This is a genomic window from Actinoplanes sp. NPDC026670, from assembly GCF_040638175.1.
Taxonomy (GTDB): domain Bacteria; phylum Actinomycetota; class Actinomycetes; order Mycobacteriales; family Micromonosporaceae; genus Actinoplanes.
On the sequence record NZ_JBEZXU010000033.1, the window covers coordinates 1 to 22,324 of the forward strand.

Consider the following 22,324-nt stretch of genomic DNA (forward strand, 5'->3'; position numbering starts at 1 on the left):
GCCGAGGGCCGGTCCAACTCGGCGATCGCGGCGGGCCTGTTCATCAGCGAGCCGGCGGTCGGCAAGCACCGCCCGGGCCGCCGATGCCGCCCAGGTCGCGACCGACGCGGCGACCCAGGCCGCGACCGTCGAACAACTGGCCCGCGAGGCCGACGAGGAACGCCGGACCCTGGCCAAGGAACAGAACCTGGCGGTCGCCCAGGACGCCAAGGCGGCCGAGGCGGCCCAGCCCTGGGACGTCGCCTGGAACCGGGATCTGGCCTGGGACACCGTCGAGGACGACCGGGTCGACCCGGAGACCCGGCGGCTGCTGACCGAGGCGACCGCTGCCGGGGCGTCCACCGAGGTGGTGGTCGACCGGGGCCGCCGGGCGGCGCTGCGGCTGATCCGGATCGGCGGTTCGTGGACCCGGGAGCAGGCCAAGGGCGCGCTGACCGCCGGTGAGGCGGGTCTGCGGCTGTGGCTGGCCGAGGGCCGGGCCTTCGCCGCCGCGCAGGACGACCGGGAACGCCTGGTCCGGGTGGCCGACACGGTCACCGGTGAGGAGAAGACCGCCGCCGAGGCCGCGCTGACCGGCGCCGACGCCGAGGTGCAGCGGTTCCTGCGGACCCGGGAGTACCCCGGCAAGGAGGCCGCCGACCGGGTCGCGGTCACCCAGCTGCTGTCCGGGGCGGGACCGGCGACGACCGCGGCGGCCCGGCGGGCGCTCAACGGCACGGCCGCCGACCTGCACGAGTTCCTGCGCCGGGGCCAGCACACGGCCCGCGAGGCCGATCAGCGGATCCAGATCGCGCAGAGCCTGGCCGGCGCCGGCCCGGAGCTGAAGGACGCCGCCGAGGTGGCGCTGGCCGGGCCGGGCTCCTACGTCAGCTACTTCCTGCAGGTCGGCCGGCACGAAGCGGCCCGGCGCGACGTGGAGCAGACCAGTCACGTGGCGGCGGTGCAGGCGCTGGTCGCCGAGGCACACCAGGTGGCGGCCACCGCCCGCGCCGACGCCGCCGAGGCGGCCCGGGTGGCGGCGGTGGCCCGGCAGGCGGCGGCCGAGGCGGCCGTCTACGCCCAGCAGGCCGCCGAGTCCGCCGCGCAGGCGGCCGGGTACGCCGACCAGGCCGCCCAGTCGGCGGCCGCGGCCAAGCGGTCCGCCGAGCAGGCCGCGCAGTCGGCGGCCAGCGCCAAGGCAGCCGCGGCGGCCGCCGACCGCAGCGCCGATGCGGCCGCCGGATCGGCCGCGTCCGCCGCCGCGTCGGCACAGACCGCGGCCTCGAGCGCCGCGGCGGCCGCCTGGGACGCGACCAACGCGGTGGCGTCGGCGGTCCAGGCCGGACTCGACGCGGGCAAGGCGGCCCAGGCCGGGCTGGAGGCGGCCAAGGCCGAGGCGTCGCTGCGCATGAAGGAGCTGATGGAGAGCCGCGGCACCGACGAGTACCAGCGTCTGCGCTGTCTGGGGCCGAACATCAGCCCGTACTGCCAGATGGTCCGGGCGCAGGCCATGGACGCCATCAAGAACCCGCTCAAGTGCGGCTTCAACCCGCACAGCGAGGGGTGCAAGCTGCTCGGCGAGGTCGGGCAGAAGCTGCAGGAGACGTACCAGGCCGCGGTGATCGTGCTGCAGATCGGCCTGGCGCTGTGCGGGCTCGTCCCGGCCGTCGGTGAGGTCTGCGACCTGCTCGACGGGGCGATCTCGGCGGCCCAGGGCGACTGGGTCGGCGCCGGGCTCAGCGCCACGTCGCTGATCCCCGGGCTGGGGATGGCCTCCGGTGGGGTCAAACTCGCCGACAAGCTGCGTGATCTCAAGCGGCTGTTCGACAAGGTGGGCGCGGTCTGCGGAGCGGGCAACAGCTTCACCCCGGACACCAGGGTGCTGCTCGCCGACGGCAGCGCCAGACCGATCCGGGACATCCGGGTCGGCGACCGGGTGCTGGCCACCGACCCGGTCCGTGGCGTCACCGCGGCCAAGCCGGTGACCGCGCTGATCACCGGGACCGGCGACAAGGACCTCGTCGATGTGTCGGCCGGCGACGGAACGGTGACGGCGACCGCCGCCCACCGGTTCTGGTCCGCCGAACGGCACGACTGGGTGTCCGCAAGCCGGCTCGGCAGCGGGCAGTGGCTGCGCGACGGCTCCGGCAGCTGGGTCCAGGTCGCCTCGGCCCGGCAGCACAGCCGGGCCGCGACCGTCCACAACCTCACCGTCGCCGACCTGCACACCTACTACGTGCTGGCCGGGCGCACCCCGGTGCTGGTGCACAACGACGGGGCCGGGATGTGCGACGATGCCGTCAAGCTGGCGCTCGGCGGCCTCGACCGGCTCAACCACGCCTGGCGGCACCTCCAGGAGGTGGGCATCGTGACCGGCAACTGGTCGCAGCGGACCAGCCCGGACAAGTTGCGCGCGATCCTCGGCCCGATCCTGAAGAACCCGGCCAAGCGGCTGGTCCCCACCCACACCCAGGGTGATCCGGTGGAGATCCTGGTGGGACAGCACGAGGGCCGGTGGATCGCCGTACAGGTGTGGACCGGCGGAAACCGGAAGGGTGAGATGGCCACGGCGTACGAGCCGACGCTCGACCAGCTGCGCAACTGGGGTGTCATACCGTGACCGCCCCGGCTCGCGCCGTCCTCCGGCAGCCGTTCCGCGGCGACCGGCCGGGGGTGACCCTCTACGCGCTGTACCGGCCGGGCGCGTGGATCGACGGCGACTTCCCGGACCGGCACCTGCCGGGAGTCGTCACGCCCAGCTCGTTCGTGATGGACGGTCCGGGGTGGGAGATCCGGCTGTGGGATCTCACCTTCGACGAGTTCCCGGACAGCGCGTCCTGGCGGTCCGGGATCGACGAGGTCTACGCGTGGGTGTTCCGGTCCGGTGGGCTGGTGGCGTGGATCGGTGACGGCATCGGGTACGCCGCCCCGCCGCACCTGTTCGACGCCGGGAAGATGGCCAACAGCGTGTTCGAGGGCCGCAGCCACGACGGCGTACGGGCCGGGACGCTGGATCTCGACGCGCCGGCCGTCTATCTGGATGCGGCCGGGCTGGCCGTGCTCCGGGCGGCGTCCGGCAGTTGAGTCACGTCGGGCGGCAGGTCCTCGCCGGGGCCTGCCGCTCGATCCGTTTCGGGAGTTCCCGCCGCTGATCGGCGGGCCGGGCCGGTTCCGTCGGTGATCGCGGTCGGGGCGACCAACACGTACGGCACCGCCACCACCGCCGACGACGAGCTGTCCACGTACACGAACATCGCCTCCAACGGCCGGCCGCTCGATGTGCTCGCGCCCGGAACGTCGATCCCGTCGCTGCGGGTGCCGGGGTCCAACATCGACGTGTCGTTCCCGGCCGCCCGCAACGGCGACACCCTGTTCCGTGGCTCCGGCACCTCCCAGGCGACCGCCGTGACGGCCGCGGCCGCCGCCCTGGTCCTGCAGGCCCGCCCCGGGCTGACCCCGTTGCAACTCAAGTATCTGCTGGTCAACGGCACCTACCTGAGCAAGGGGAAGGCGGCGACGCTCGGCGCCAAGGAGGTCAACGTGTCGATGGCGCTGGCCGGGACCGCGGCCACCGGCAGCGACGCCATCGGCGAGTCGACAGGCGCCGGGATGCTCGACACCACCCGCGGCAGCAGCCGGGTGTCCGCCGACGGGGTGCAGCTCAGCGGGCAGAACACCATCTTCGGCCCGTTCGACGCGGCCGGCTGGGCCACCCGGGCCAAGGCGCAGACCACCTGGTCCGGGGGCGTGTGGATGGGCTACCGGATGGCCGGCGACGGCTGGACCGGCACGTCCTACGCGTCGAAGACCTGGGCCTCGGCCACCTGGCCGGGCGGTTCCTGGGGTGGTTCGAAGAACTGGACCGACCCGGCGTGGACCGGGCGGGCCTGGAGCGGACGGGCGTGGAGCGGGGCCGCGTGGACCGCCCGGTTCTGGTCCAGCGACGACTGGTCATCCTCGCGCTGGGGCTGAGGCCCGCAGGCCCCGGACCAGCAGCGGGATCATCACCGCCGCCGCGACGAGATGCAGCCCGGCCAGGGCGGCGCTCGTCGCGGCGGCCGCGCCGGCCAGGAACGGCGGAACCAGCGAGACCACGGTCAGCGCCACCGCCGTCCAGCGGAACCGCTGGGCCGGGCGGGCGCTCCATCGCAGCAGCGCGGCGGCGATGACCACGCCGACGACCGAGAAGAACCCGGTCACCACGGCGAAGCTGGGCAGCGGGATCGTCTCGCCGCCGTCGGGGATCTCGAAGGTGACCCCGGCGGCCTGGGCGATCGCGGCCGCGATCGTGGTGACGGCCATCGCCACGGGTACGGCGACCAGGCCCCGGCCGGCGAAGCGCAGGATGCGGTGGGCGGGGCGGGTCAGGGTGTCGCTCATGGTGGTACCTCCACTGTCTGGATTGCGGGTGATCAGCCGTACCCGTGCGGTGTGCCGGCCGGGGTTGCGCAGCGCGCGGACGCCGGTGCCGCGCAGCCAGAAGCCGGCGTCGCGTTCGAGGACCGGGCCGGGCGCGCCGTCACGCAACTCCAGCTGGACCCGGCCGCAGTCGACGACGGCGAACACGTCGTGCCATGACTCGGTGAGCACGGCGACGCGTTCGCCGCCGTGCAGCGTGAGCGTCCGCACCGCGGACTACTGGCCGGCGTCCGCCGGCAGGCTCTCCGGCAGCCCGAGCCCGGCGAACCGGCTCGCGTCGAAGATCGTCACCTCGGTGACCGCGCCCGCGGTGATACGCAGGACGTCGAGGGTCAGCGGCAGGAACACGCCCGCCGTCTTGTTCCAGTGGTAGAAGGCCATGGCGGGCTGCCGGTTGACCGCGGCCGGCAGGGCACGCAGGCCGGTCATCGTGTCGAAACCGTCGGCCGTCCAGTCGGCGACCACGGCGTCCAGGCCGATCCGCAGGCCCGGGGTCGGCGGCATCGAGGAGCGCACGTCGTGGCGCAGCATCGCGGTCAGCGCCGGGATGTCGGCGGCCACGCTGGCCTCGGTGAACCGGCGCACCAGTTCCCGGGTGCCGGCGTCGCTCTCCGGGTCGCCGGTCCAGTCCTGACGCTCGGCGGGCAGGTGCTCGCGCATCCCGGCGCGGGCCCGCTGGAGAGCGCTGTTGACCGAGTTCACCGAGTCGCCGAGCAGGTCGGCGACCTCCTTCGCGGGCCAGCCCAGCACGTCCCGCAGGATCAGCACGGCCCGCGGGCGTGGCGCCAGATGCTGGACCGCCACCACGTACGCCAGCTCGATCGTCTCCCGTGCGACGGCCACCGACTCGGGGCCGTCGACCTCGTCGAGCAGCCGGTCCGGGTACGGCTGGAGCCACTGCACCTCGCCGCCGGCCGCCGGTTCGGGGCGGACCTTGGCCAGCAGGTCCAGGCACGCGTTGGTGGCGATCCGGTACAGCCAGGCCCGGAACGTCGACCGGCCCTGGAACGTGTCCCGTTTACGCCAGGCCCGCAGGAACGTCTCCTGCACGGTGTCCTCGGCGTCCTCGAACGAACCCAGCATCCGGTAGCAGTGCACGTGCAGCTCGCGCCGGTGCTGCTCGGTCAGCCCCGAGAACGCCGACTCGTCGACCTCGTTCATCATCTCGTCCCTCCGCCCGTCGAATCCGGTTGTAGGTAAGACGGGCGCAGCGACGAGAACTCATCACCCGTTATTCACTGAAGCCGGTGACCGACAGGGCCCGGTCGAGGTGGCCGGCGGCCAGGTCGTCGGCGCGGATCACGAAACTGCCGTCGTAGAGGTCGTCGGTGGTGGCGAACGTCGCCAGCGTCAGCCACTCCCCCGCGAGGCGGTACTTCTCCCGTTCCACGTGCGAGTACCAGTTCGCCACCGGAACGACGATCTCGCCGGCCTTCTCCCGGCCGGCCAGGGTCTGCTCGGCGATGCTGGTGATCACCTCGTCGGTGACGTGGCCGCCCAGACAGGCGGTGGCCAGCCCGTTGTCGCGGGGCCAGAGCACGGCGGCCAGGGCGCGCAACTCGGCGAGGTTCGGCAGGTCCTCGGCAAGCTGCTCCTGCAACGGCGACAGATCGTCCTCGTCGTCCTCGTCGTCCCCGGGGCCGAACCAGTCGGGCAGCTCCGCGATGAGCGAGGCGTGCAGGTCGTACTCCTTGGCGACCAGGCCGGGGGCCGGGGGTTGGGTGGCCGTGGTCCCGGCGCCGGCCGGAACGTGCAGGACCCGCCCGTGCGCGCCGGTCAGGTGGTCCTGCTCGTGGTCGAGGAAGAACAGCAGCGAACCGTCCGCGGGCAGGCTGGAGCCGTCGACCACCGGCAGCGCCGCGCAGTCGGCCGAGAAGACGAACGGCAGCGCGACACCCTGCTCGGCCGGCCAGTCCTGGCCGGCCGGCAGGTGTGGCAGCCCGCCGGCCCGCCCGGCCACGGCATCGCCCGAGCCGCCGGCCAGCCGGATCGTCAGGCGAAGGTGTTCGAGGAATCGGCCGACCTCGTCGTCCGGGAATCCGGCTGCGAGCGCCGCCGCACGAAACTGCCCCTGGTAATCCATGGCCGAGAATGATGCCAGGCGACCGTCAGGAGCGGGGGGCCACCAGCAGCGGCTGGCCGACCACCGCGACGAAACCCTGCGGGTCGCAGAGGTGGCCCTGTGCCACGCCGGTGCCGTGCGGCGCGATCATGGTGCGGGCGGCCAGGTGCACCCACGGGCCCTCCGGCGGGCGGGCCACGGTCATCGTCATGGTCGGCGGGATGAACAGCCAGTCGTGCAGCGGGACCTCACCTGAGACGCCGTTGGTGGAGTCGGCGAGGACGGCGAGGTGCTGGATCGGCGACGGGGACTCGCCCGCCACCAGCGGCAGCCGGACCCGGGCCCAGAGGCTGACCGGGCCGGGCTCGGCGAAGGATCCTTCGACGAAACGCCACTCGATGGCATTGCCGTATCCCCAGTCGGGGCTGATGCCGGTGAAGAACTCCTGGGACTGCGGGCCGGGCAGGAGCGGCGGCGGGGCGCTGTGGGCGTACTCCTCGGTGAGGTTCTTCTGGTTCTGGATCCGCCAGGCGGTCGCCGTGACGGCGAGGCGGTCGTTGGCGTACAGCCTGGCCTCGATCATCTCGACGCGGCGGCCGGGCCGCAGAATGCGGGCCTCGGTCCGGATGCGGCCCTTGGGGATGGCGGCGAGCATGTCGACGGTGAGCCGCGCGATCGGCATGCCGGCGTCCGGCCGGGTCATCTCGACGGCGCGGGCGAGCAGTCCGGCCGGTGGCCCGCCGTGCTGCATCCGCGGATCCCAGGGGCTGGTGGTCGCCTCGGTCGATTCGAACTCGTCGTCCCCGACCCGAACATAGAAAGAACCGTCCATCGCAAGTCAGCCTTCGATCGCGTCGACGAGGGTGGCCACGGCGGTGGTCACCTGTGGGCCCTCGGCCAGGATCAGGTCGTTGTGGTCGGCGCCGTCGACCACCTCCAGCACGGTCAGGCCGGCGGCGGCGTCGGCCACGGCCCGGCTCTGCTCCGGCGGCACCACCCGGTCGGCGGTGCCGTAGACGATCGCCGTCGGCGCTGTCACCTGCGAGATCAGCGACTCCACCGGGAAACGGTCGCGCAGCAGCAGCCCGACCGGCAGGAACGGATAATTCGCGCCGCCGGCCGCGGGCAGGTCGGTGAACGGCGAGCGCAGCAGCAGCGCCGCCGGTGGATGCCGGGTCGCCAGGGCGGTGGCCACGGCCGCGCCGAGGCTCTCGCCGAAGTACAGGATCGGCTGCCCGAGCCCGGCCAGGTAGGCCTGCGCGGCGTCGGCGTCCCGGGCCAGGCCGGACTCCGACGGGCTGCCCGGGTTGCCGCCGTAACCCCGGTAGTCCAGCAGCAGCACGGTCAGGCCCAGCGACGTCAGCGCGGCGGCCAGCGGCTCACGGCCGGCCCGGCTCCCGGCGTTTCCCGGTAGGACCAGCACTGACACGGCGCGGTCAGCCGTACCGCTGGAGGGTTTGAAAAGCCACGCGCCGAGCCGCAGCCCGTCCGCGGTGGGCAAGGTGATCTCGCTGCCGCCGGCCGGGGCCGGCGGCAGCGTCCGGTCCGGGAAGAAGATCAGCCGGCGTTGCCCGGCCCAGGCCAGGACAAGGATCAAGATCAGCAGGAGGAGTACGGCCAGAGCACCGCGCGTGACCATCCGGCGCATCCACATCCTTCCGTGGCCGTCTGTGACGCACGTCAGCCGGTCCGATGAGGGACGACGTGGCCGGTCGTCGATAGTATCCACCGACAGCCGGAAGTCTGGAGCGTCGATGACCTACCCGCCGTCCCCCGGTGAGCCGCTCCCGCCACCTGTCGATCCGTATGACACGCCGCAGCACACGGCGCCGTTGTATCACCAGCCCGATTACGGTCAGCCCACCTACGTCCAGCCGGTCTACCCGGCCACCCCGCCCCCGCTGCCTCCGCCGCCTCCTTCGCCGGTGCAGGGCACGTCCCGGCCGACGGTGATCGTGCTGCTGTCGGTGGCGATCGGGCTGGTCCTGCTGATGGGTGGCGGCGCCGCGATCTACCTGGTCGGCAAGAGCCTGTCGACCACCTCGACGAAACAGGGCGGGACCGCGAGCCCGTCGCCGGAGTCCGCGAAGGACAGCATCAGCATCGACGAACCGGACACCCTGAACGGCTACGACAAGCTCGACGCCGACGAGTTCGACTCCCTCACCGAGGACCTGGAGAAGGAGATCGAGGGCTATCCGGGCGCGGCGAACGCGTTCGGGGCCGTCTACGGTTCGGTGGCCGAGAAGAGGCTGATCGCCGCGTTCGCCGCCGAGGTCGACATCGACGACCCGCAGCTCATGCTGGACGTGGTGTTCCAGACGTTCAGCGGGTCCAACCAGCTCACCGACGTCACCCAGGCCAGTCTCGGCTCGCTCGGCGGGGTCGCGCAGTGCGGCACCACCCGCGCCGACAACACCGACATGGCGCTGTGCGGCTGGGCCGACGAGGGCAGTGTCGGCATGTTCCTGTTCTTCGACGAGACCGCGGTCGACGTGAAGGGCGACTTCCCCGACATGCGGGCGGAGATCGAGACGAAGGACTGAGCGGTGTCAGCGCCGTGTCAGAGCCGTGTCTGCGGGTGCGCCGACGCTGTTCCACATGACCGAGACAGCCACCACCACTGCCACCGCCACCCGTCCGGGCCGCTTCGTCTCGAAGCTGCTCGCTGACCGTCACTCGCTGCCGCTGTCGATCGGGTTGCATCTCGTGCCCGGGATGCTGATCGTCGCGGCGTACTTCCTGCTGGCCGAGCCGTTCGTCGAGGCGATCGGCTACCCGATCTTCATGGCCTGGGCGGTCGCCCTGGTCATCGTGCTGGTGCCACTGCTGTTCGGGCTGCTGTGGCTGGGTCGGCAACGTAACGGCCGGCTCTCGCTGCGGGGCGTGCTGCACTACGTGGACAGACCGATTCCACGAGGACGGCTCGCCGCCATGATCGCCGGCCTGATCGTCTGGATGACCGTGGTGTCGCTCGCGCTGACCCCGCTGGACAACGTGGTCTACCAGAACTTCTTCACCTGGGTGCCGTTCGAGGGCGCCGGCGGCAGCGCCACCACCTACCTCGACGGGTACGCCCACTCGCTGCTGGTGACCACGATGGTGATCTGCCTGCCGCTGACCGGGTTCGCGCTGCCGCTGATCGAGGAACTGTACTTCCGTGGTTTCCTGCTGCCCCGCATCGCCCACCTGCGGGCGGGGGCGCCGCTGCTCAACACGGTGCTGTTCTCGGTGTACCACTTCTGGGCGCCGTGGACGGTCCTGTCGAAGGTGGTCTTCCTGCTCCCGGGCGTCTGGCTGGTCTGGCGCCGGCACGACATCCGCCTGTCGATCGGCATGCACGCCGGCACGGCCCTGCTGATGGCTTCCCTGGGCACCCTGGCCCTGGCCCTGAACCTGATCTGAGACCGCGAGCCGTCGCTGAGCGCGATTTCAGGTACGGAATTCCCGCTCTGAGCGACGGCTGGCGGTCCCGGCCGTCGTTCAGAGCGGTTTCGCGTACGGAATTCCCGCCGTGAGCGACGGCTCGCGGTCCCGGCCGTCGCTCAGAGCGGTTTCACGTACGGAATTCCCGCCGTGAGCGACGGCCGGCGGTCGGTCAGGCGGGGGCCGGGGCGGCCATCGCGGCGCCGGTCAGCTCGACCGAGCGCAGCCGGTCCGGGACCGACTGGGCGTGGTGGGCGGTGATCAGCTCGTCGGCCTGCGCGGTGGCGGCGAACTCCAGCAGGTAGTCGCGGACCTCGTCGGGGGTGCCGACGGCCGTGTAGCGGGTCATCGACTTCAGGTGCTCGCCGTTGGGTGACGCCAGGAACGCGTCGATCTCGGCGTCGGTGAAGTTGCGGCCGCGGCTGCCCCGGGTGATGAACGCCCTGGTCCGGGCCCGGTAGGCGGCGGTCATCTGCGCGACGGCCTGGTCATGGTCGTCAGCGGCGACGACGTTGACACCGGCGATCACGTACGGCGAGGCGAGCTGCCCGGACGGCGTGAACGTCTCCCGGTAGACGCGTACCGCCTGGTGCAGGGCGTCCGGGGCGAAGTGTGACGCGAACGCATACGGCAGGCCGAGCCGGGCGGCCAGCTGCGCGCCGAACAGCGACGACCCGAGGATGTAGAGCGGCACCGGCTGCTCGGCCCGGGGCACCGCCTCCACCCCGGGGATCACGGACTTTCCGGCGAGGTAGCCCTGGAGCTCGACGACGTCCTGCGGGAACGTGTCGGCGGACAGGTGGTCGCGGCGCAGCGCCCGCATGGTGACCTGGTCGCTGCCGGGCGCCCGGCCGAGCCCGAGGTCGATGCGCCCCGGGTGCAGGGTCTCCAGGGTGCCGAACTGTTCGGCGATCACCAGGGGTGAGTGGTTGGGCAGCATGATGCCGCCGGCGCCGAGCCGGATCGTCGAGGTGTGTTCGGCGACGTGCCCGATGACGACGCTGGTGGCCGACGACGCGATCACTGACATGTTGTGGTGCTCGGCATACCAGACCCGCTGGTAGCCGGCCCGTTCGGCGGCCTGGGCGAGGGCCACGCTGGCGGCGAAGCTGTCACGTGCGGTCTGCCCGGCGGAGATCGGCGCCAGGTCGAGCAGGGAGAGTGCGGTGGGCATGGGATCGCCTTCCGATGTCACAGGGTGTGGTGCAGGCGTTCGGTGAAGGCGCGGATGCGTTCCTCGTCGCGGCGGTAGTAGATCCACTGGCCGCGGCGGGTGGCTCGCAGGAATCCGGCGCGCTGGAGGATCGCCAGGTGGGCGGAGACGGTGGAGACGGAGCAGCCGGCCCGCCGGTGGATCAGGCCGACGCAGACGCCGATCTCCGCCGCGTCGTCGGCGCCGGGAAAGTTCGCGGCCGGGTCCTTCAGCCACGCCAGGATGGCCAGACGTGTCTCGTTGGACAGCGCCTTGCACTCCTCGAGCATCCCGGTGCACCCTCCTTCGTCATTTCGCTGATTAACGAAATTACGTCACGCACCGTGGATCCGGCCACCGTCCGAGACCCGGGTCACTGTCCCGTCCCGTCGAACTGTCCGATGCCCGGGTCAAAGGTTCGGGGCCGGCGACCGGTCGCCTGGCTTCGCCGGTCAGTAGCCTGGCCGCATGGGAAGCCTCGACCCGGATCGAATCGACCAACGCTTCATCTTCTGGGCCACCTACCTCGGCGGTGACCCGACGGAGAGGCACAAGATGCGGCCGATCACCTTCGCCAACGGGACCGGCGGGTGCCTGCGGCACGAGGACGCCAAGCCGGAGATACTGCGTCGCTTCGACCTGGAAGCCAGTCAGCACGGGATCCACCCGGCGGGGACCGCGTTCGATCGGAGAGACGGCGTGTGGCGTGAGTCAGAGGGCGCCTACCGCAATTACTACCGCGGTGGCGACTACGGCGACGACGTTTCGACGGCTGAGGCGATCGAGATCCTGATCGGGTTCGGCTACCCGGTCGAGGCATTGACCGCCGACCCCGTACCGGAGCGCCGTTAGCCGTGCCTGCCAGCACACACGTGCAGGCCCCAGCCGCAGAGGGATCGGCTGGGGCCTGCACGATGTGACGGGGGGTCAGTAACCGAAGACCTGGGTGTAGTAGGGGGTGCCGTCGGCGGTGTCCGCCACGGCGACGCCCACGGTCTTGGACTTGCAGTTCACGATGTTGGCGCGGTGGCCGGGGCTGTTCATCCAGCCGTCGACGACCTCGGCCGCGGTGCGGTAGCCCATGGCGATGTTCTCGGCCGAGGGCTGGGCGTACCCGGCGGCCTGGGCCCGGGTGACGAAGGTGGAGCCGCCGTCGCCGGTGTGCGACAGCGTGCCGTTCTGCGCCATCCACGCGCTGTGACCGCTGGCGGCCGCGGTGAGCTGGTCGTTGACCGTCAGCGCCTCGCACTTGTTGCTCGCGCGCTGCTCGTTGATCAGCCGGTTGATCTCCGCCACGACTCCCTGGTCGGTGGCGTCCCCCGGCGCGGGGGCCGGCATCTCCGGAGCGGGCGTCGCCGGGGCAGGCATCTCCGGCGCGGGCATCTCCGGCGCGGGCATGCCGGGGAACGGCATCTCCGGCGCGGGCATCCCCGGGTACGGCATCTCCGGCGCGGGCATCCCCGGGAACGGCATCTGCGGGCCGGGCCACGCCGGGCCGCGGTGCTTCCAGCCGCCGTGGTGCCCAGGGCCGTGCTGGCCGTCCTGGCCGGGCCACGGGTGCGACTTCGCCGGGGCGGCCTCGGCCTGGCTCGCGAACATCGTGGTGACGCCGATGGCGGCCACCGGGGCGAGGACGGCGGTGACGGCGAGACGGCGAAGAAGCTGGCGCAAGAGCAGACCCTTTCGAAGTTCCGGACCCGCTGTCTGCGGGCTCACCATGGACTTCGGCGGGGTGCCGGGCCGCGATGATGGCGGGCCCGGTGCCGCTTCGTCTCCGCATGGTTGCGGCGTTCGGCTTTCCTCGAAGGGGTGCGTACCCCGAGAACAGCGCTGCTCGCCCTGACCGTCCTGCTGGCCCTGGCCGCCTGCTCAGGGGTGGAGTCGGAGACCGGCCTCTCCCCCGCCGACGAGCGCCGGCTCGTCGACCTGGGCCGGCTCCAGGACGGTGAGCACGTGTTCTTCTACACCAGCCGCGGCGAGGACCTCGAGGACGCCGGCACGTTCTTCACCGACTCGCGGCTCGTCTCGTACTGGGCGCTCGACGGCAACGGCAAGGAGGACGTCAGCATCCCGCTGAAGGACATCACCGCCCTGGACATCGACACCAACGACGACTCGTGGACCTACGCCGCCTACGTGACGGTCACGTGGGGCAAGGACGGCCGGAAGACCAAGGTGTACCTGCAATCCAGCGGCGACGAGTTCCCGCAGCACTTCTACGACGCGCTGAAGCGGCAGTGGGAGCGGCAGCGCTGAGGTCAGCTCACCCGGTCGCAGGTGATGTCGTTGACGGTGAACCAGGCCGGGTCGGCGCCGGCCGTGCCCACCGCGCGCAGCCCGAGGGAGATGCTGCCGCCGGGCGCGACGTTCGCATTCCAGCCCTTGTCCTGGGTGATCACGACGACGGTGGGGGCGATCAGTTGCGCGTTCCAGAACTCGACCACGGTCGCGGTCGTCTCCAGCGGGAACCGGAAGGTCCAGCCCCGGATGTCCTGGTCACCTGCGTTGGTCACGGTGATCTGGGCGGTGAACCCACCGGTGTACGGCGACACCTTGTATTTGACAGCGCAGGCCGCGGCGTCCGCGCGGGCTGCTCCGGCCGGTCCGAGCACTCCCGCCAGAACCGCCAGGACCCCGATCACTCGTCCGATTCGCGACATGTCCGGCTCCACTCCCATAGATAAGCTTTCGTCGATGCATTCTGGGGCACGCGACTGGACGGGGACTGGACGAGGCCGATGACGCTACGGATCCAGGTGCTCGGGCCGATGCGCGCCTGGCACGACGACGAGCCGATCCTGCTCGGCCCGCCCGCGCAGCGGACCGTGCTGGGCCTGCTGGTGCTGGCCGGTGGGCAGCCGGTCGGCCTGCCCGCCCTGATCGACACGATCTGGGGCGACGATCCGCCGGCCAGCGCGGTCAACGTCATCCAGACCCACGTCAAACGGCTGCGCCGGATCCTCGAACCGGCCCGTGCCCCGCACTCCCGCAGCGAGCTGATCCCCTATCTCGGCGACGGCTACCACCTGGGTGTGCCCGCCGATCAGATCGACATCCTGCGGTTCCGGCAGCTGCTGCGCCGGGCCGCCGACACCCGGGCGGTCGAGCCGCTCAGCGAGGCGCTCGCGCTGTGGCAGGGGCAGCCGTTCGCCGACCTGCCGCAGCTGGCCGAGCATCCGAAGGTCCGGCCGATCGTCGCCGAGCACCGGGCCGCGCTGTCCCGGCTGGGTGCGGCGCTGCTGGCCACCGGGCAGGCCGGGCGGGCGATCGCCGCGTTCGAGGAGGTCACCGCGGCCGATCCGCTGGACGAGGCGGGTCAGGCCGGGCTGGTGCGGGCACTGGCCGCGGCGGGGCGGCGGGCACAGGCGTTCGCCACCTACCACGAGGTGCGGCGGCGGCTGGCCGACGAACTCGGCGTCGACCCGGGCGCCGACCTGGCGGCGGCACATCAAGACCTTCTGGACGAGGATGTACGGGCGACCGCACCGGCCCGCCCGCAGGTGGCGGCCGGCCGTCCGGTGCCCGCGGAGCTGCCCGCCGACGTGCCCGGGTTCACCGGACGCGCGTACGAGATCGACGCCCTGGACCGGCTGACCGGCGCCGCCGACCCGGCCACCGTGATGATCGCGATCGTGTCCGGCACCGCCGGGGTCGGCAAGACCGCCCTGGCCACCCGGTGGGCGCACCGGGTCCGGGACCGTTTCCCGGACGGTCAGCTCTACGTCGACCTGCGCGGCTACGACCCGGAGCAGCCGGTGACGCCGGACGCCGCGCTGGCCAGGTTCCTGCGCTCGCTGGGGCTGCCGGGTGAGCAGATGCCCGCCGACACCGACGAGCGGGCCGCCCTCTACCGCAGCCTGCTCGACCGGCGGAGGGTGCTGATCCTGCTGGACAACGCGGCGTCGGTCGACCAGGTCCGGCCACTGCTGCCGGCCGCCGCCAGCAGCGCCGTGCTGGTCACCAGCCGCGACAATCTTCCGGGCCTGGTGGTACGGCACGGCGCGCGCCGCCTCGACCTGGACGTGCTGCGCCCGGAGGACGCACTGGCCCTGCTGACCCGCCTGGCCGGGGACAGTGTCACCGGCGATCCGGAGGCCGCCGAGGAGCTGGCCGCGCACTGCGCCCGGCTGCCGCTGGCGCTGCGGATCGCCGCCGAGCTGGTGCACCGGCGTGCCCCGGCCACGCTGGCGTCGGTGGTCGGTGAGCTGGCCGATCACCGGGGGCGGCTCGGGCTGCTGTCGACGGGTGACCCGCACTCCGACATCGCCGTGGTGTTCTCCTGGTCCTACCGGGATCTGCCGGCCGGGGTGGCGCGGACGTTCCGGCTGCTCGGGCACCATCCCGGCACCGAGGTCGACAGCCACGCGGTGGCCGCGCTCACCGGCGGCACCGAGGCGCAGGCCCGCCAGCACCTCGACCTGCTCACCGCGAGTCACCTGGTGCAGCGCACAGGTGACCGGTACGGCATGCACGACCTGCTCCGCACGTACGCCAGAGATCTTGCTCTGCGCACCGGCGAAGCCGGTCTGCCCCGCGCGGTGCTGGACTTCTATCTGCGGACCGCGGCCACCGCGATGGATCTGCTGTTCCCGGCCGAACGCGGCCGCCGGCCGCCGGTGCCGGACGCGGACGCGCCGCTCCCGGCGCTGGACGAGGGCACCGCCCTGGCCTGGCTGGACGCCGAGCGGGCGAACCTGGTGGCGACCGCGGTGCACGCGGTGGCGCACGGCCCGGAGTGGTACGCGGTGCTGCTGGCGCAGGTGCTGCTGCGTTATCTGGAGAGCGGCGGGCACTATCCGGACGCGGTGGCGCTGCACGAGCACGCGCTGCGGGCCGCCGAGCGGCTGCCGGACCGGCACAGTGCGGCGCAGCTGCGGATCAATCTCGGGGTGCTGCACGTTCAGCAGGCCCGGTACGCCGAGGCCGGTGCCGAACTCCAGCGGGCCGTCGATCTGGCGTCGGAGGTCGGCGACACCCTGGTCCGGGTGCGGGCGCTGGGCAATCTCGGTCATCTCTACCTGTGGCAGGGCCGGTATGCGGACTCGGCGCGGTACCTCGGCGAGGTGGTCGCGGTGGCCCGGCACTCCGGGGACCGGGCCGGGGAGGCGCGCGGGCTGGGCAATCTCGGTCAGGTCCGGCTGCGGCAGGGCCGGCATCCGGAGGCGGCGCGTGACCTGCGGGCGGCGGTGGCGATCTGTCAGGACATCGGCGACGCGATCGGGGAGGCGTACGCGCTGCTGTTCCTGGGTCATGTCGAGTCGTCCTCGGGCCGGTCCGCGGAGGCGGCGGAACTCTACGAGCGGGCGCTGCTGATCTTCTCCGGCACGACTGAGCTCGCCGGTCGCGCGTACGCGCTGGATGGTCTCGGTCTTGTCGATGTGCTGCGTGGTGACCATGGGCAGGCCGGGACGCGGCTCGGTGAGGCGCTGTCGCTGTTCCGGCGGATCGGTGAGCGGGCCGGTGAGGCCCGGGTCAGCAACAGTCTCGGGGCGGCGGCGGCCGCAACCGGCCGGGCGGCCGACGCCCGGACCCACCACCTCGCTGCGCTGCGGATCGCCGGTGAGATCGGCTACCGGTACGAGCAGACGCGCGCTGAGGAGGGTTTGGCCCGGTTGTCGGCCGCCGGCCGGTACGAGATGCCCGCGTAGCCCTACTTGTCCAGGGCGACCGCCACGTCGGTGACGTCCAGCGGGAACGTCCCGACCAGCGTCGTCGTCGCGGTGAGCAGGTCGATGGTGTAGAAGTTCTGCAGCGGGACCTGGTCGGCCGGAACCACCGGGGTGAGAGTGGCGTAGGCCATCAGCGCGGTCGTCTTGCCGTTGGTCAGGTCGCTGAAGATGTCGAACCCGGCGTTGGCGTCGGCGTCGAAGCCGAGGTTGCCGGTCGCCACCAGCAGGCCGTTGTTGGCCGGCGACTGGATGACCACCTGGTCGGTGGTGGTGTTGATGTCGAACAGGGTGGTGTTGTTTGTCGCGTTCAGGTCGTTGTTGGTGTAGGCGGCGGCGGTCACGCCACGGGCTGGGCCGGTCGCCGGCGGGGTGGTCAGAGTGGTGTCCTCGATCGTGGTGTGGTCGTTCAGGTTGTGCCGCAGGTTCTGGCCGTTGTCGCTGATCACCCGCAGCCGGTCGGCGGCCGGGTTGAAGTCGACGCCGAAGTTCGTGCCGTACAGGGCGACCTGCAACTGCGACACCTTGGTGGCGAGCGCGCTGGGGATGCCGATGGTGTAGATGCCGCCCTTGTTGCCGACCGCGTACAGCTTGCCGTCCTGCACCCGGAAGTCGATCCCGATGACGGAGGTGTCGCCGCTGAGGCCGGTGATGCGGCGTACCCAGTCGTTCTGCTCGGGCGTGCCGGTCCAGAACTGCAGCATCAGCGTCCCGTTGCCCGCGATCCCGTAGGCGAGCAGGCTCGACGCGGCGGCGCTGGCCCCGCCCCCGGCGACGCCGACGATGACAGCGGTGGTCGCGGTGACGACGGCGGCGGCCGCGGCGAGCGTCTTCTTGATCCGTGCCCTCATGACTTGTCCCTCTGCTTCCAGATGTCGGTTGAACTGCTGCGACCGAAGCTAGGCAGCCCCTCTGGACACGAACTGGACATCACCTGGAATCCGCTGCCTCTGGTAGAACGTAAGTCATGACTATGGTGGGCACTCGTTACCTGGTGCGGCCTGGGCGAGCCGGGGACGCCGATGATCTCGCCGCGCTGCAGGCCGCCACGCAGTTGCAGCCGGTCACCGGCGGTGAGCCGGATCCGGCCATCGAGGCCTGGGTTCGCGACCTGATGGACGGCCATCCGTCGGTCACGCCTGACGACTTCCTGGTCGTCGAGGACACAGCCACCGGACGGCCGGCAGCCAGCCTGGTCGGGCTGCGCCAGGACTGGTATCTGGGCGGGGCCCGGCTGCCGGTGGGCCAGGTGGAGCTGGTCGCGACCGCGCCCGGGCACCGCGGGAACCGGCTCACCGAGATGCTGTTCGCCGCCCTGCACGACAGGTACCGGGCCGGCGGCGTCACCCTCCAGATGATCGAGGGGATCCCGTACTTCTACCGGCGGCTGGGCTACGACTACGCGCTCGCCGACGACGGCGCTCCCAGCGTGCCGGCCGCATCCCTGCCGGCTGACGGCGACGACGGCTCGGGCGCCGGCCTGACCGTCCGGGCGGCCACCGTCGACGACGCGGACGCCCTCGCCGCCATCGACCGGCGTCTCACCGGTGATCAGGTGCTCAGCTGCCCCCGCGATGCCGGCGTGTGGCGGTACGAGATCGCCGGCCGCCGGGCCGCCGACATCGCCCGCAACGCGGTCGCCGTGCTCGTGGACGGCGCCGAGGTCGTCGGCTATCTGGTGCACAGCGTGCAGTTGTACGGCGCCGGCGAGTTGGTGCTGTTCGCCGCGGCCTGCGACCGGCCGGCCGACTGGACCCGGGCCGCCCCGGCCATGCTGGCCCACCTGGGTGTGGCCGGCCGGCAGCACACGGTGGCGGGGCAGTCGTTCAACCTGCTGCGCCAGCGCCTGAACCCGCAGCACCCGCTGGTCCGGCTCGGCCCGCCCGGGGTGCCGAAACGGCAGCGCGGCTGGTACCTGCGCACCACCGACCCGGTCGAACTGCTCGCTCACCTGACGCCGGTGCTGCGCGCCCGCTGGGCCGGCGCGGGTCTGCGCTGGCCGGCCTCGTCGATGACGATCGACACGTACGGCCGCGCCGCCCGCCTGGAGTTCACCGACGGTGAGCTGACCGCGGTGACCGCGGGCGTCCGCTCGCCGAATCCGGCCGTCGACCCGGGCACGCACGCCGCGATCCCGCCGGGCGCACTGCTGCAGCTGGCCCTCGGCTACCGCACCCTGCCCGAGGTACTGGCCGCCTGGCCGGACTGCGTGCCACGCGACCGCCGCACCGAGCAGTTCCTGACCGCCGCGTTCCCGCCGGTCGAGGCCCGGCTGTGGCCACGCGCCTGAAGGCTGATCTTCCGGGCCTTGCGCGATCCGGCGGCGGTGCGGGCGTGTTAGCGTCGCCGGGGTGAAATTCCTGCTGACCGATTCCGGCGTGCGGAACTCGAGCATGGTCCTGAGGGCCGGCGCTCTCGCGACGGTGCTGCTCGCGGCCGGGGCCTGGTTTGCGCCGATGCCGTATCTCGTGGAGAAGCCGGGGCCGGCGATCGACGTGCTCGGGCCGGACGTGATCGCCGTGACCGGCGCCGACGTCTCCACGTCGACCGGGCGGCTGCTGCTCACCACGGTTGAGGTCGTCGACGTGGACGGTGTCGGCGGTGCGGCACGGGCCTGGTTCGACGATCGTGCGGCGCTGGTCCCGCGGGAGGCGGTCTTCCCGGCCGGGCAGAGCGACGAGCAGGCGCAGCGGGCGAACGAGGCGCTTTTCGCGGAGTCGGAGAGCACCGCGATCACCGTGGCCCTGACCTCGCTGGGACAGCCGGCCGGGGTGCGGGTGAGCATCGGCCTGCGGGACATCGGCGGGCCGAGCGCCGGGCTCATGATCATGCTCGGGATCGTCGACAAGCTCACCCCGGCCGACCTCACCGGTGGCCGGGTCATCGCCGGGACCGGAGCGCTCCGCGCGGACGGCACGGTCGGCCCGATCGGCGGCATCCCGCAGAAGCTGCACGGCGCCCGGGCCGCCGGCGCCGAATACTTTCTGGTGCCGGAAGGAAACTGCGCGGAGGCGGCACGGAATCCGGTGCCCGGCCTGACGCTGGCCCGGGTGGCCACGGCCGATGACGCGCTGCTCGCGCTGAAGACCATCACCGCCGGAGGCACGCCCACCGCCTGCTGACATGATCGGCTGATGACTTCGCCCGTCACGGTTGATCTGGCTCTGGTCGGCGGGGGCGGGGCCGCGTCACTCGTACTCGCCGCTTTGGATCGAAAAGATCTTTCGGGTGTACGGGTGGCGATCGTCGACCCGGTGCACAAGCGCGGGCAGGACCGGACGTGGGCCTTCTGGGGTGAGCCGGGTTCGTTTCTCGATCCGCTGCTCAGTGCGAGCTGGGAGGCGGTCGACGTGGTCACGTCGGCCGGCCGGCGGACCCTGCCGTTGCGGCCGCTGCGGTATGCGATGTTGCGGTCGGGGCCGCTCTACGAACTGGCCGGCGCCGCGGAACGGAGGCTCGGCGCGATCCGGATCACCGCGGCGGCGGATCGGTTGGACGACGACGGGTCGCGGGTGACCGTGCGGGACGAGGCGGGTGCGCCGCTGGTCCACGCCGATTGGGTGCTCGACTCGCGCCCGCGGCCGCCGGCGCGCTCTGGCCGTACCGCATGGTTGCAGCATTTTCGGGGTTGGTGGCTGGAGTCGGACCGGGCGCTGTTCGAGCCGGGGCGTGCGGTCCTGATGGACTTCCGGACGCCACAGCCGGCTCGGGGGGTGTCGTTCGGGTATGTGCTGCCGGTCAGTGAGCGGTTCGCGCTGGTCGAGTACACCGAGTTCTCGCCGTCGGTGCTGTCCGGCGACGAGTACGACGCGGCGCTGCGGGGCTATCTCGCGCTGCTCGGCATCGAGGCGGACGCAGTGCGGGTGCGGGAGGTGGAGGACGGCGTGATTCCGATGACCGACGGTGTCTTCGAGGCCCGGCCGTCGCCGCGGGTGGTACGGCTGGGGACCGCGGGTGGGGCGACGCGGCCGTCGACCGGGTTCACGTTCACCGCCATGGCCCGGCAGGCCGACCGGATCGCCGAGCAGGTGGCGGCGGGTCGTCCGCCGGTGCCCGGGCCCGCCTATCCGGGACGGCACCGGTGGATGGACGCGGTGCAGTTGCGCGCCCTGGACCGCGGGCTGGTCGACGGGGTGGCGTTCTTCGGGCGGTTGTTCGACCGGAATCCGCCGGAGCGGGTGCTGCGGTTCCTCGACGGCACGACGTCGTGGCGGGAGGAGCTGAGCGTGATGGCGTCGAGTCCGCTGCTGCCGATGATGCGCGCGGCGGCCGGTGACGCGATCGCACGCCTGAACATCCGACTGTGATCATGAGAGGGCGGCCGGACTCGATCATCGCTCAGGGCGACGAGGCCACCCTCGAGTACCTCCGGGTGGCGCCTGGACGCATGGGCGGCCGGCGATTCCTGCCGGCCGCCCAGTCGACGTTCCCGACGTCCTTTCAGACGTAGACGCCCTGCTCGAAGCCGGCCTGTTCCCACTGCTTGTCGGTGGCGGTGCCGCCCTCCCAGGAAACGAAACAGGTCACGTGGACGTCCCACCGATCGTCGTCGCCGACCTCGACGCTGTCGACGTTGACCATGTCGTAGACGTCGAGACGGAAACCCAGCCCCGGAAACGGCGGAAACGGCAGCCGGATCTCCCGCAGCCAGGTCCCGCCGGGTGTCGGCGCGACAAGGAGCGCACGGATCGGGCCGTTGGTCAGGTTGTCGCTCATCGTGGCCTTCCGACTGAGGTTGGTTCGGTTGTCGATCCGGGAGAACCTACACGCCGGCCGGTCTCGGTAGTCTCACGCTGTTCGGCTCCGCCACCGCTCACCACGAGGTCGCCTGTGTACACCCCCGCGCACTTCTCCGCCACCGACGCCGACGTCGACGAGCTGCTACGGAACGCGAACGCCGCCGACCTGATCACCAACACGGCGAGCGGGCTGCAGGCCACCCACCTGCCGATGATCTACGCCGCGGACGCCGGCCCGAACGGCTCGCTGCTGGCCCACCTGGCCCGCAACAACGAGCAGTGGAGACTGCCACCGCTCGGCGAGGCGCTTGCCATCATCCACGGGCCGGGCGCCTACATCACGCCGTCCTGGTACGAATCCAAGCGCGAGCACGGCAGAGTGGTCCCGACCTGGAACTATGTGACCGCGCACGTCTACGGCGAGCTCGTGGTCCACGACGACCCGGCGTGGGTCGCCGCCATGGTCAGACGGCTGACCGACCGGCACGAGCAGGGGCGTGAACACCCGTGGTCGGTCGACGACGCGCCGGAGAAGTTCATCGCCGGTCAGCTGCGCGCCATCGTCGGTGTCGAGCTGGTGATCAGCCGCGTGGAGGCGAAGTTCAAGCTCAGCCAGAACCGTCCGGCCGCCGACATCGACGGTGTCGTCACCGGCCTGCGCACCGCCGGCGACGACGTGATGGCCGCCCAGGTAGCGGCATTCCGCCGGATTTCCGGGTAACGGATTCAGTCCCGGCGCTGCATCGCGTAGACCACCGTCGCGGTTCCCGGTCACCGGCCCGCTGCGGGGCCAGTTGATCGATGAACAGCGGAACACGGTTGGGCGCGACGATTCTTGAGC

General features: G+C 72.0%; 23 protein-coding genes and 1 pseudogene. 13 read left to right on the top strand and 11 right to left on the bottom strand.

Annotation, left to right across the window (positions count from 1 at the left end; translation table 11 throughout):
- The 3 genes and pseudogenes from AB0E94_RS29040 to AB0E94_RS29050 all read left to right on the top strand — a co-directional run.
- The coding region (locus AB0E94_RS29040) for a polymorphic toxin-type HINT domain-containing protein (RefSeq protein ID WP_360332283.1) at positions 1-2,599 on the top strand (2,599 nt) is incomplete at its 5' end.
- Positions 2,596-3,063, top strand: a complete 468-nt coding sequence (locus tag AB0E94_RS29045) for a hypothetical protein (protein ID WP_360332286.1) — start codon at positions 2,596-2,598, stop codon at positions 3,061-3,063. The genes AB0E94_RS29040 and AB0E94_RS29045, both read left to right, overlap by 4 nt.
- Before the next feature lie 81 nt (positions 3,064-3,144).
- A pseudogene (locus tag AB0E94_RS29050) lies at positions 3,145-3,951 on the top strand (S8 family serine peptidase); the annotation flags it as partial.
- Here AB0E94_RS29050 and AB0E94_RS29055 read toward each other — a convergent pair.
- The 5 genes from AB0E94_RS29055 to AB0E94_RS29075 form a co-directional block, all read right to left on the bottom strand.
- Entirely contained in the window at positions 3,931-4,608 is a 678-nt protein-coding gene (locus AB0E94_RS29055) for a DUF6069 family protein (protein WP_360332289.1), read from the bottom strand. The pseudogene AB0E94_RS29050 and the gene AB0E94_RS29055 overlap by 21 nt on opposite strands.
- A 6-nt stretch (positions 4,609-4,614) precedes the next feature.
- Positions 4,615-5,559, bottom strand: coding sequence for an RNA polymerase subunit sigma-70 (locus AB0E94_RS29060; protein ID WP_360332291.1), 945 nt, complete (start codon positions 5,557-5,559; stop codon positions 4,615-4,617).
- Positions 5,560-5,629: 70 nt separating this feature from the next.
- Positions 5,630-6,481: a DUF1963 domain-containing protein gene (locus AB0E94_RS29065; protein WP_360332294.1), complete on the bottom strand. Its 852-nt coding sequence runs from the start codon at positions 6,479-6,481 to the stop codon at positions 5,630-5,632.
- A gap of 25 nt (positions 6,482-6,506) precedes the next feature.
- On the bottom strand, positions 6,507-7,292 hold the full coding sequence (locus AB0E94_RS29070; RefSeq protein WP_360332297.1) for a thioesterase family protein: 786 nt from the start codon (positions 7,290-7,292) through the stop codon (positions 6,507-6,509).
- Between the two features lie 6 nt (positions 7,293-7,298).
- On the bottom strand, positions 7,299-8,099 hold the full coding sequence (locus AB0E94_RS29075; protein WP_360332300.1) for an alpha/beta fold hydrolase: 801 nt from the start codon (positions 8,097-8,099) through the stop codon (positions 7,299-7,301).
- Between the two features lie 115 nt (positions 8,100-8,214).
- On the opposite strand from AB0E94_RS29075, the gene AB0E94_RS29080 reads away from it, so the two are divergent.
- Together AB0E94_RS29080 and AB0E94_RS29085 are read left to right on the top strand one after the other, a co-directional pair.
- Entirely contained in the window at positions 8,215-9,006 is a 792-nt protein-coding gene (locus tag AB0E94_RS29080; RefSeq protein WP_360332303.1) for a hypothetical protein, read from the top strand.
- 55 nt (positions 9,007-9,061) lie between these two features.
- Entirely contained in the window at positions 9,062-9,865 is an 804-nt protein-coding gene (locus AB0E94_RS29085; RefSeq protein WP_360332306.1) for a CPBP family intramembrane glutamic endopeptidase, read from the top strand.
- Positions 9,866-10,058: 193 nt separating this feature from the next.
- Here the strand turns inward: AB0E94_RS29085 and AB0E94_RS29090 are convergent, their stop codons facing one another.
- Together AB0E94_RS29090 and AB0E94_RS29095 are read right to left on the bottom strand one after the other, a co-directional pair.
- Positions 10,059-11,060 carry an LLM class flavin-dependent oxidoreductase gene (locus AB0E94_RS29090; protein WP_360332309.1) on the bottom strand — a complete coding sequence of 334 codons (1,002 nt, stop codon included), beginning with the start codon at positions 11,058-11,060 and terminating at the stop codon, positions 10,059-10,061.
- Positions 11,061-11,077: 17 nt separating this feature from the next.
- Complete coding sequence (locus tag AB0E94_RS29095) at positions 11,078-11,368, bottom strand: metalloregulator ArsR/SmtB family transcription factor (RefSeq protein WP_360332312.1); 291 nt, start codon at positions 11,366-11,368, stop codon at positions 11,078-11,080.
- 178 nt (positions 11,369-11,546) lie between these two features.
- Between AB0E94_RS29095 and AB0E94_RS29100 the strand changes: the two genes are divergently transcribed.
- On the top strand, positions 11,547-11,930 hold the full coding sequence (locus AB0E94_RS29100) for a hypothetical protein (RefSeq protein ID WP_360332315.1): 384 nt from the start codon (positions 11,547-11,549) through the stop codon (positions 11,928-11,930).
- 75 nt (positions 11,931-12,005) lie between these two features.
- Here the strand turns inward: AB0E94_RS29100 and AB0E94_RS29105 are convergent, their stop codons facing one another.
- Positions 12,006-12,749, bottom strand: a complete 744-nt coding sequence (locus AB0E94_RS29105) for a CAP domain-containing protein (protein WP_360332318.1) — start codon at positions 12,747-12,749, stop codon at positions 12,006-12,008.
- A 138-nt stretch (positions 12,750-12,887) separates the two neighbouring features.
- Here AB0E94_RS29105 and AB0E94_RS29110 point away from each other — a divergent pair, with 138 nt between their 5' ends.
- The gene (locus AB0E94_RS29110; protein ID WP_360332321.1) at positions 12,888-13,334 is read left to right on the top strand and encodes a hypothetical protein; all 447 of its coding nucleotides are present in this window, start codon (positions 12,888-12,890) and stop codon (positions 13,332-13,334) included.
- Positions 13,335-13,336: 2 nt separating this feature from the next.
- Here the strand turns inward: AB0E94_RS29110 and AB0E94_RS29115 are convergent, their stop codons facing one another.
- Entirely contained in the window at positions 13,337-13,738 is a 402-nt protein-coding gene (locus AB0E94_RS29115) for a cellulose binding domain-containing protein (RefSeq protein ID WP_360332324.1), read from the bottom strand.
- A gap of 78 nt (positions 13,739-13,816) precedes the next feature.
- Here AB0E94_RS29115 and AB0E94_RS29120 point away from each other — a divergent pair, with 78 nt between their 5' ends.
- Positions 13,817-16,726: a tetratricopeptide repeat protein gene (locus AB0E94_RS29120; RefSeq protein WP_360332327.1), complete on the top strand. Its 2,910-nt coding sequence runs from the start codon at positions 13,817-13,819 to the stop codon at positions 16,724-16,726.
- A gap of 2 nt (positions 16,727-16,728) precedes the next feature.
- Here the strand turns inward: AB0E94_RS29120 and AB0E94_RS29125 are convergent, their stop codons facing one another.
- Complete coding sequence (locus tag AB0E94_RS29125) at positions 16,729-17,595, bottom strand: DUF4394 domain-containing protein (RefSeq protein ID WP_360332330.1); 867 nt, start codon at positions 17,593-17,595, stop codon at positions 16,729-16,731.
- A gap of 116 nt (positions 17,596-17,711) precedes the next feature.
- Here AB0E94_RS29125 and AB0E94_RS29130 point away from each other — a divergent pair, with 116 nt between their 5' ends.
- The 4 genes from AB0E94_RS29130 (at position 17,712) to AB0E94_RS29145 (ending at position 21,194) form a co-directional block, all read left to right on the top strand.
- Complete coding sequence (locus AB0E94_RS29130) at positions 17,712-19,034, top strand: GNAT family N-acetyltransferase (RefSeq protein WP_360332333.1); 1,323 nt, start codon at positions 17,712-17,714, stop codon at positions 19,032-19,034.
- A 103-nt stretch (positions 19,035-19,137) separates the two neighbouring features.
- Positions 19,138-19,866, top strand: coding sequence for a S16 family serine protease (locus tag AB0E94_RS29135; protein WP_360332581.1), 729 nt, complete (start codon positions 19,138-19,140; stop codon positions 19,864-19,866).
- 12 nt (positions 19,867-19,878) lie between these two features.
- Positions 19,879-21,051, top strand: coding sequence for a lycopene cyclase family protein (locus tag AB0E94_RS29140; protein WP_360332336.1), 1,173 nt, complete (start codon positions 19,879-19,881; stop codon positions 21,049-21,051).
- A 2-nt stretch (positions 21,052-21,053) separates the two neighbouring features.
- Positions 21,054-21,194, top strand: coding sequence for a hypothetical protein (locus AB0E94_RS29145; RefSeq protein ID WP_360332339.1), 141 nt, complete (start codon positions 21,054-21,056; stop codon positions 21,192-21,194).
- On the opposite strand, the gene AB0E94_RS29150 is transcribed toward AB0E94_RS29145, so the two are convergent.
- Entirely contained in the window at positions 21,185-21,460 is a 276-nt protein-coding gene (locus AB0E94_RS29150; protein WP_360332342.1) for a hypothetical protein, read from the bottom strand. The two genes, AB0E94_RS29145 and AB0E94_RS29150, sit on opposite strands and share 10 nt — an antisense overlap.
- A 114-nt stretch (positions 21,461-21,574) precedes the next feature.
- Here AB0E94_RS29150 and AB0E94_RS29155 point away from each other — a divergent pair, with 114 nt between their 5' ends.
- Positions 21,575-22,204 (top strand): FMN-binding negative transcriptional regulator, encoded by a 630-nt coding sequence (locus tag AB0E94_RS29155; protein WP_360332345.1) that lies wholly within the window; start codon positions 21,575-21,577, stop codon positions 22,202-22,204.
- Positions 22,205-22,324 lie beyond the last annotated feature (120 nt).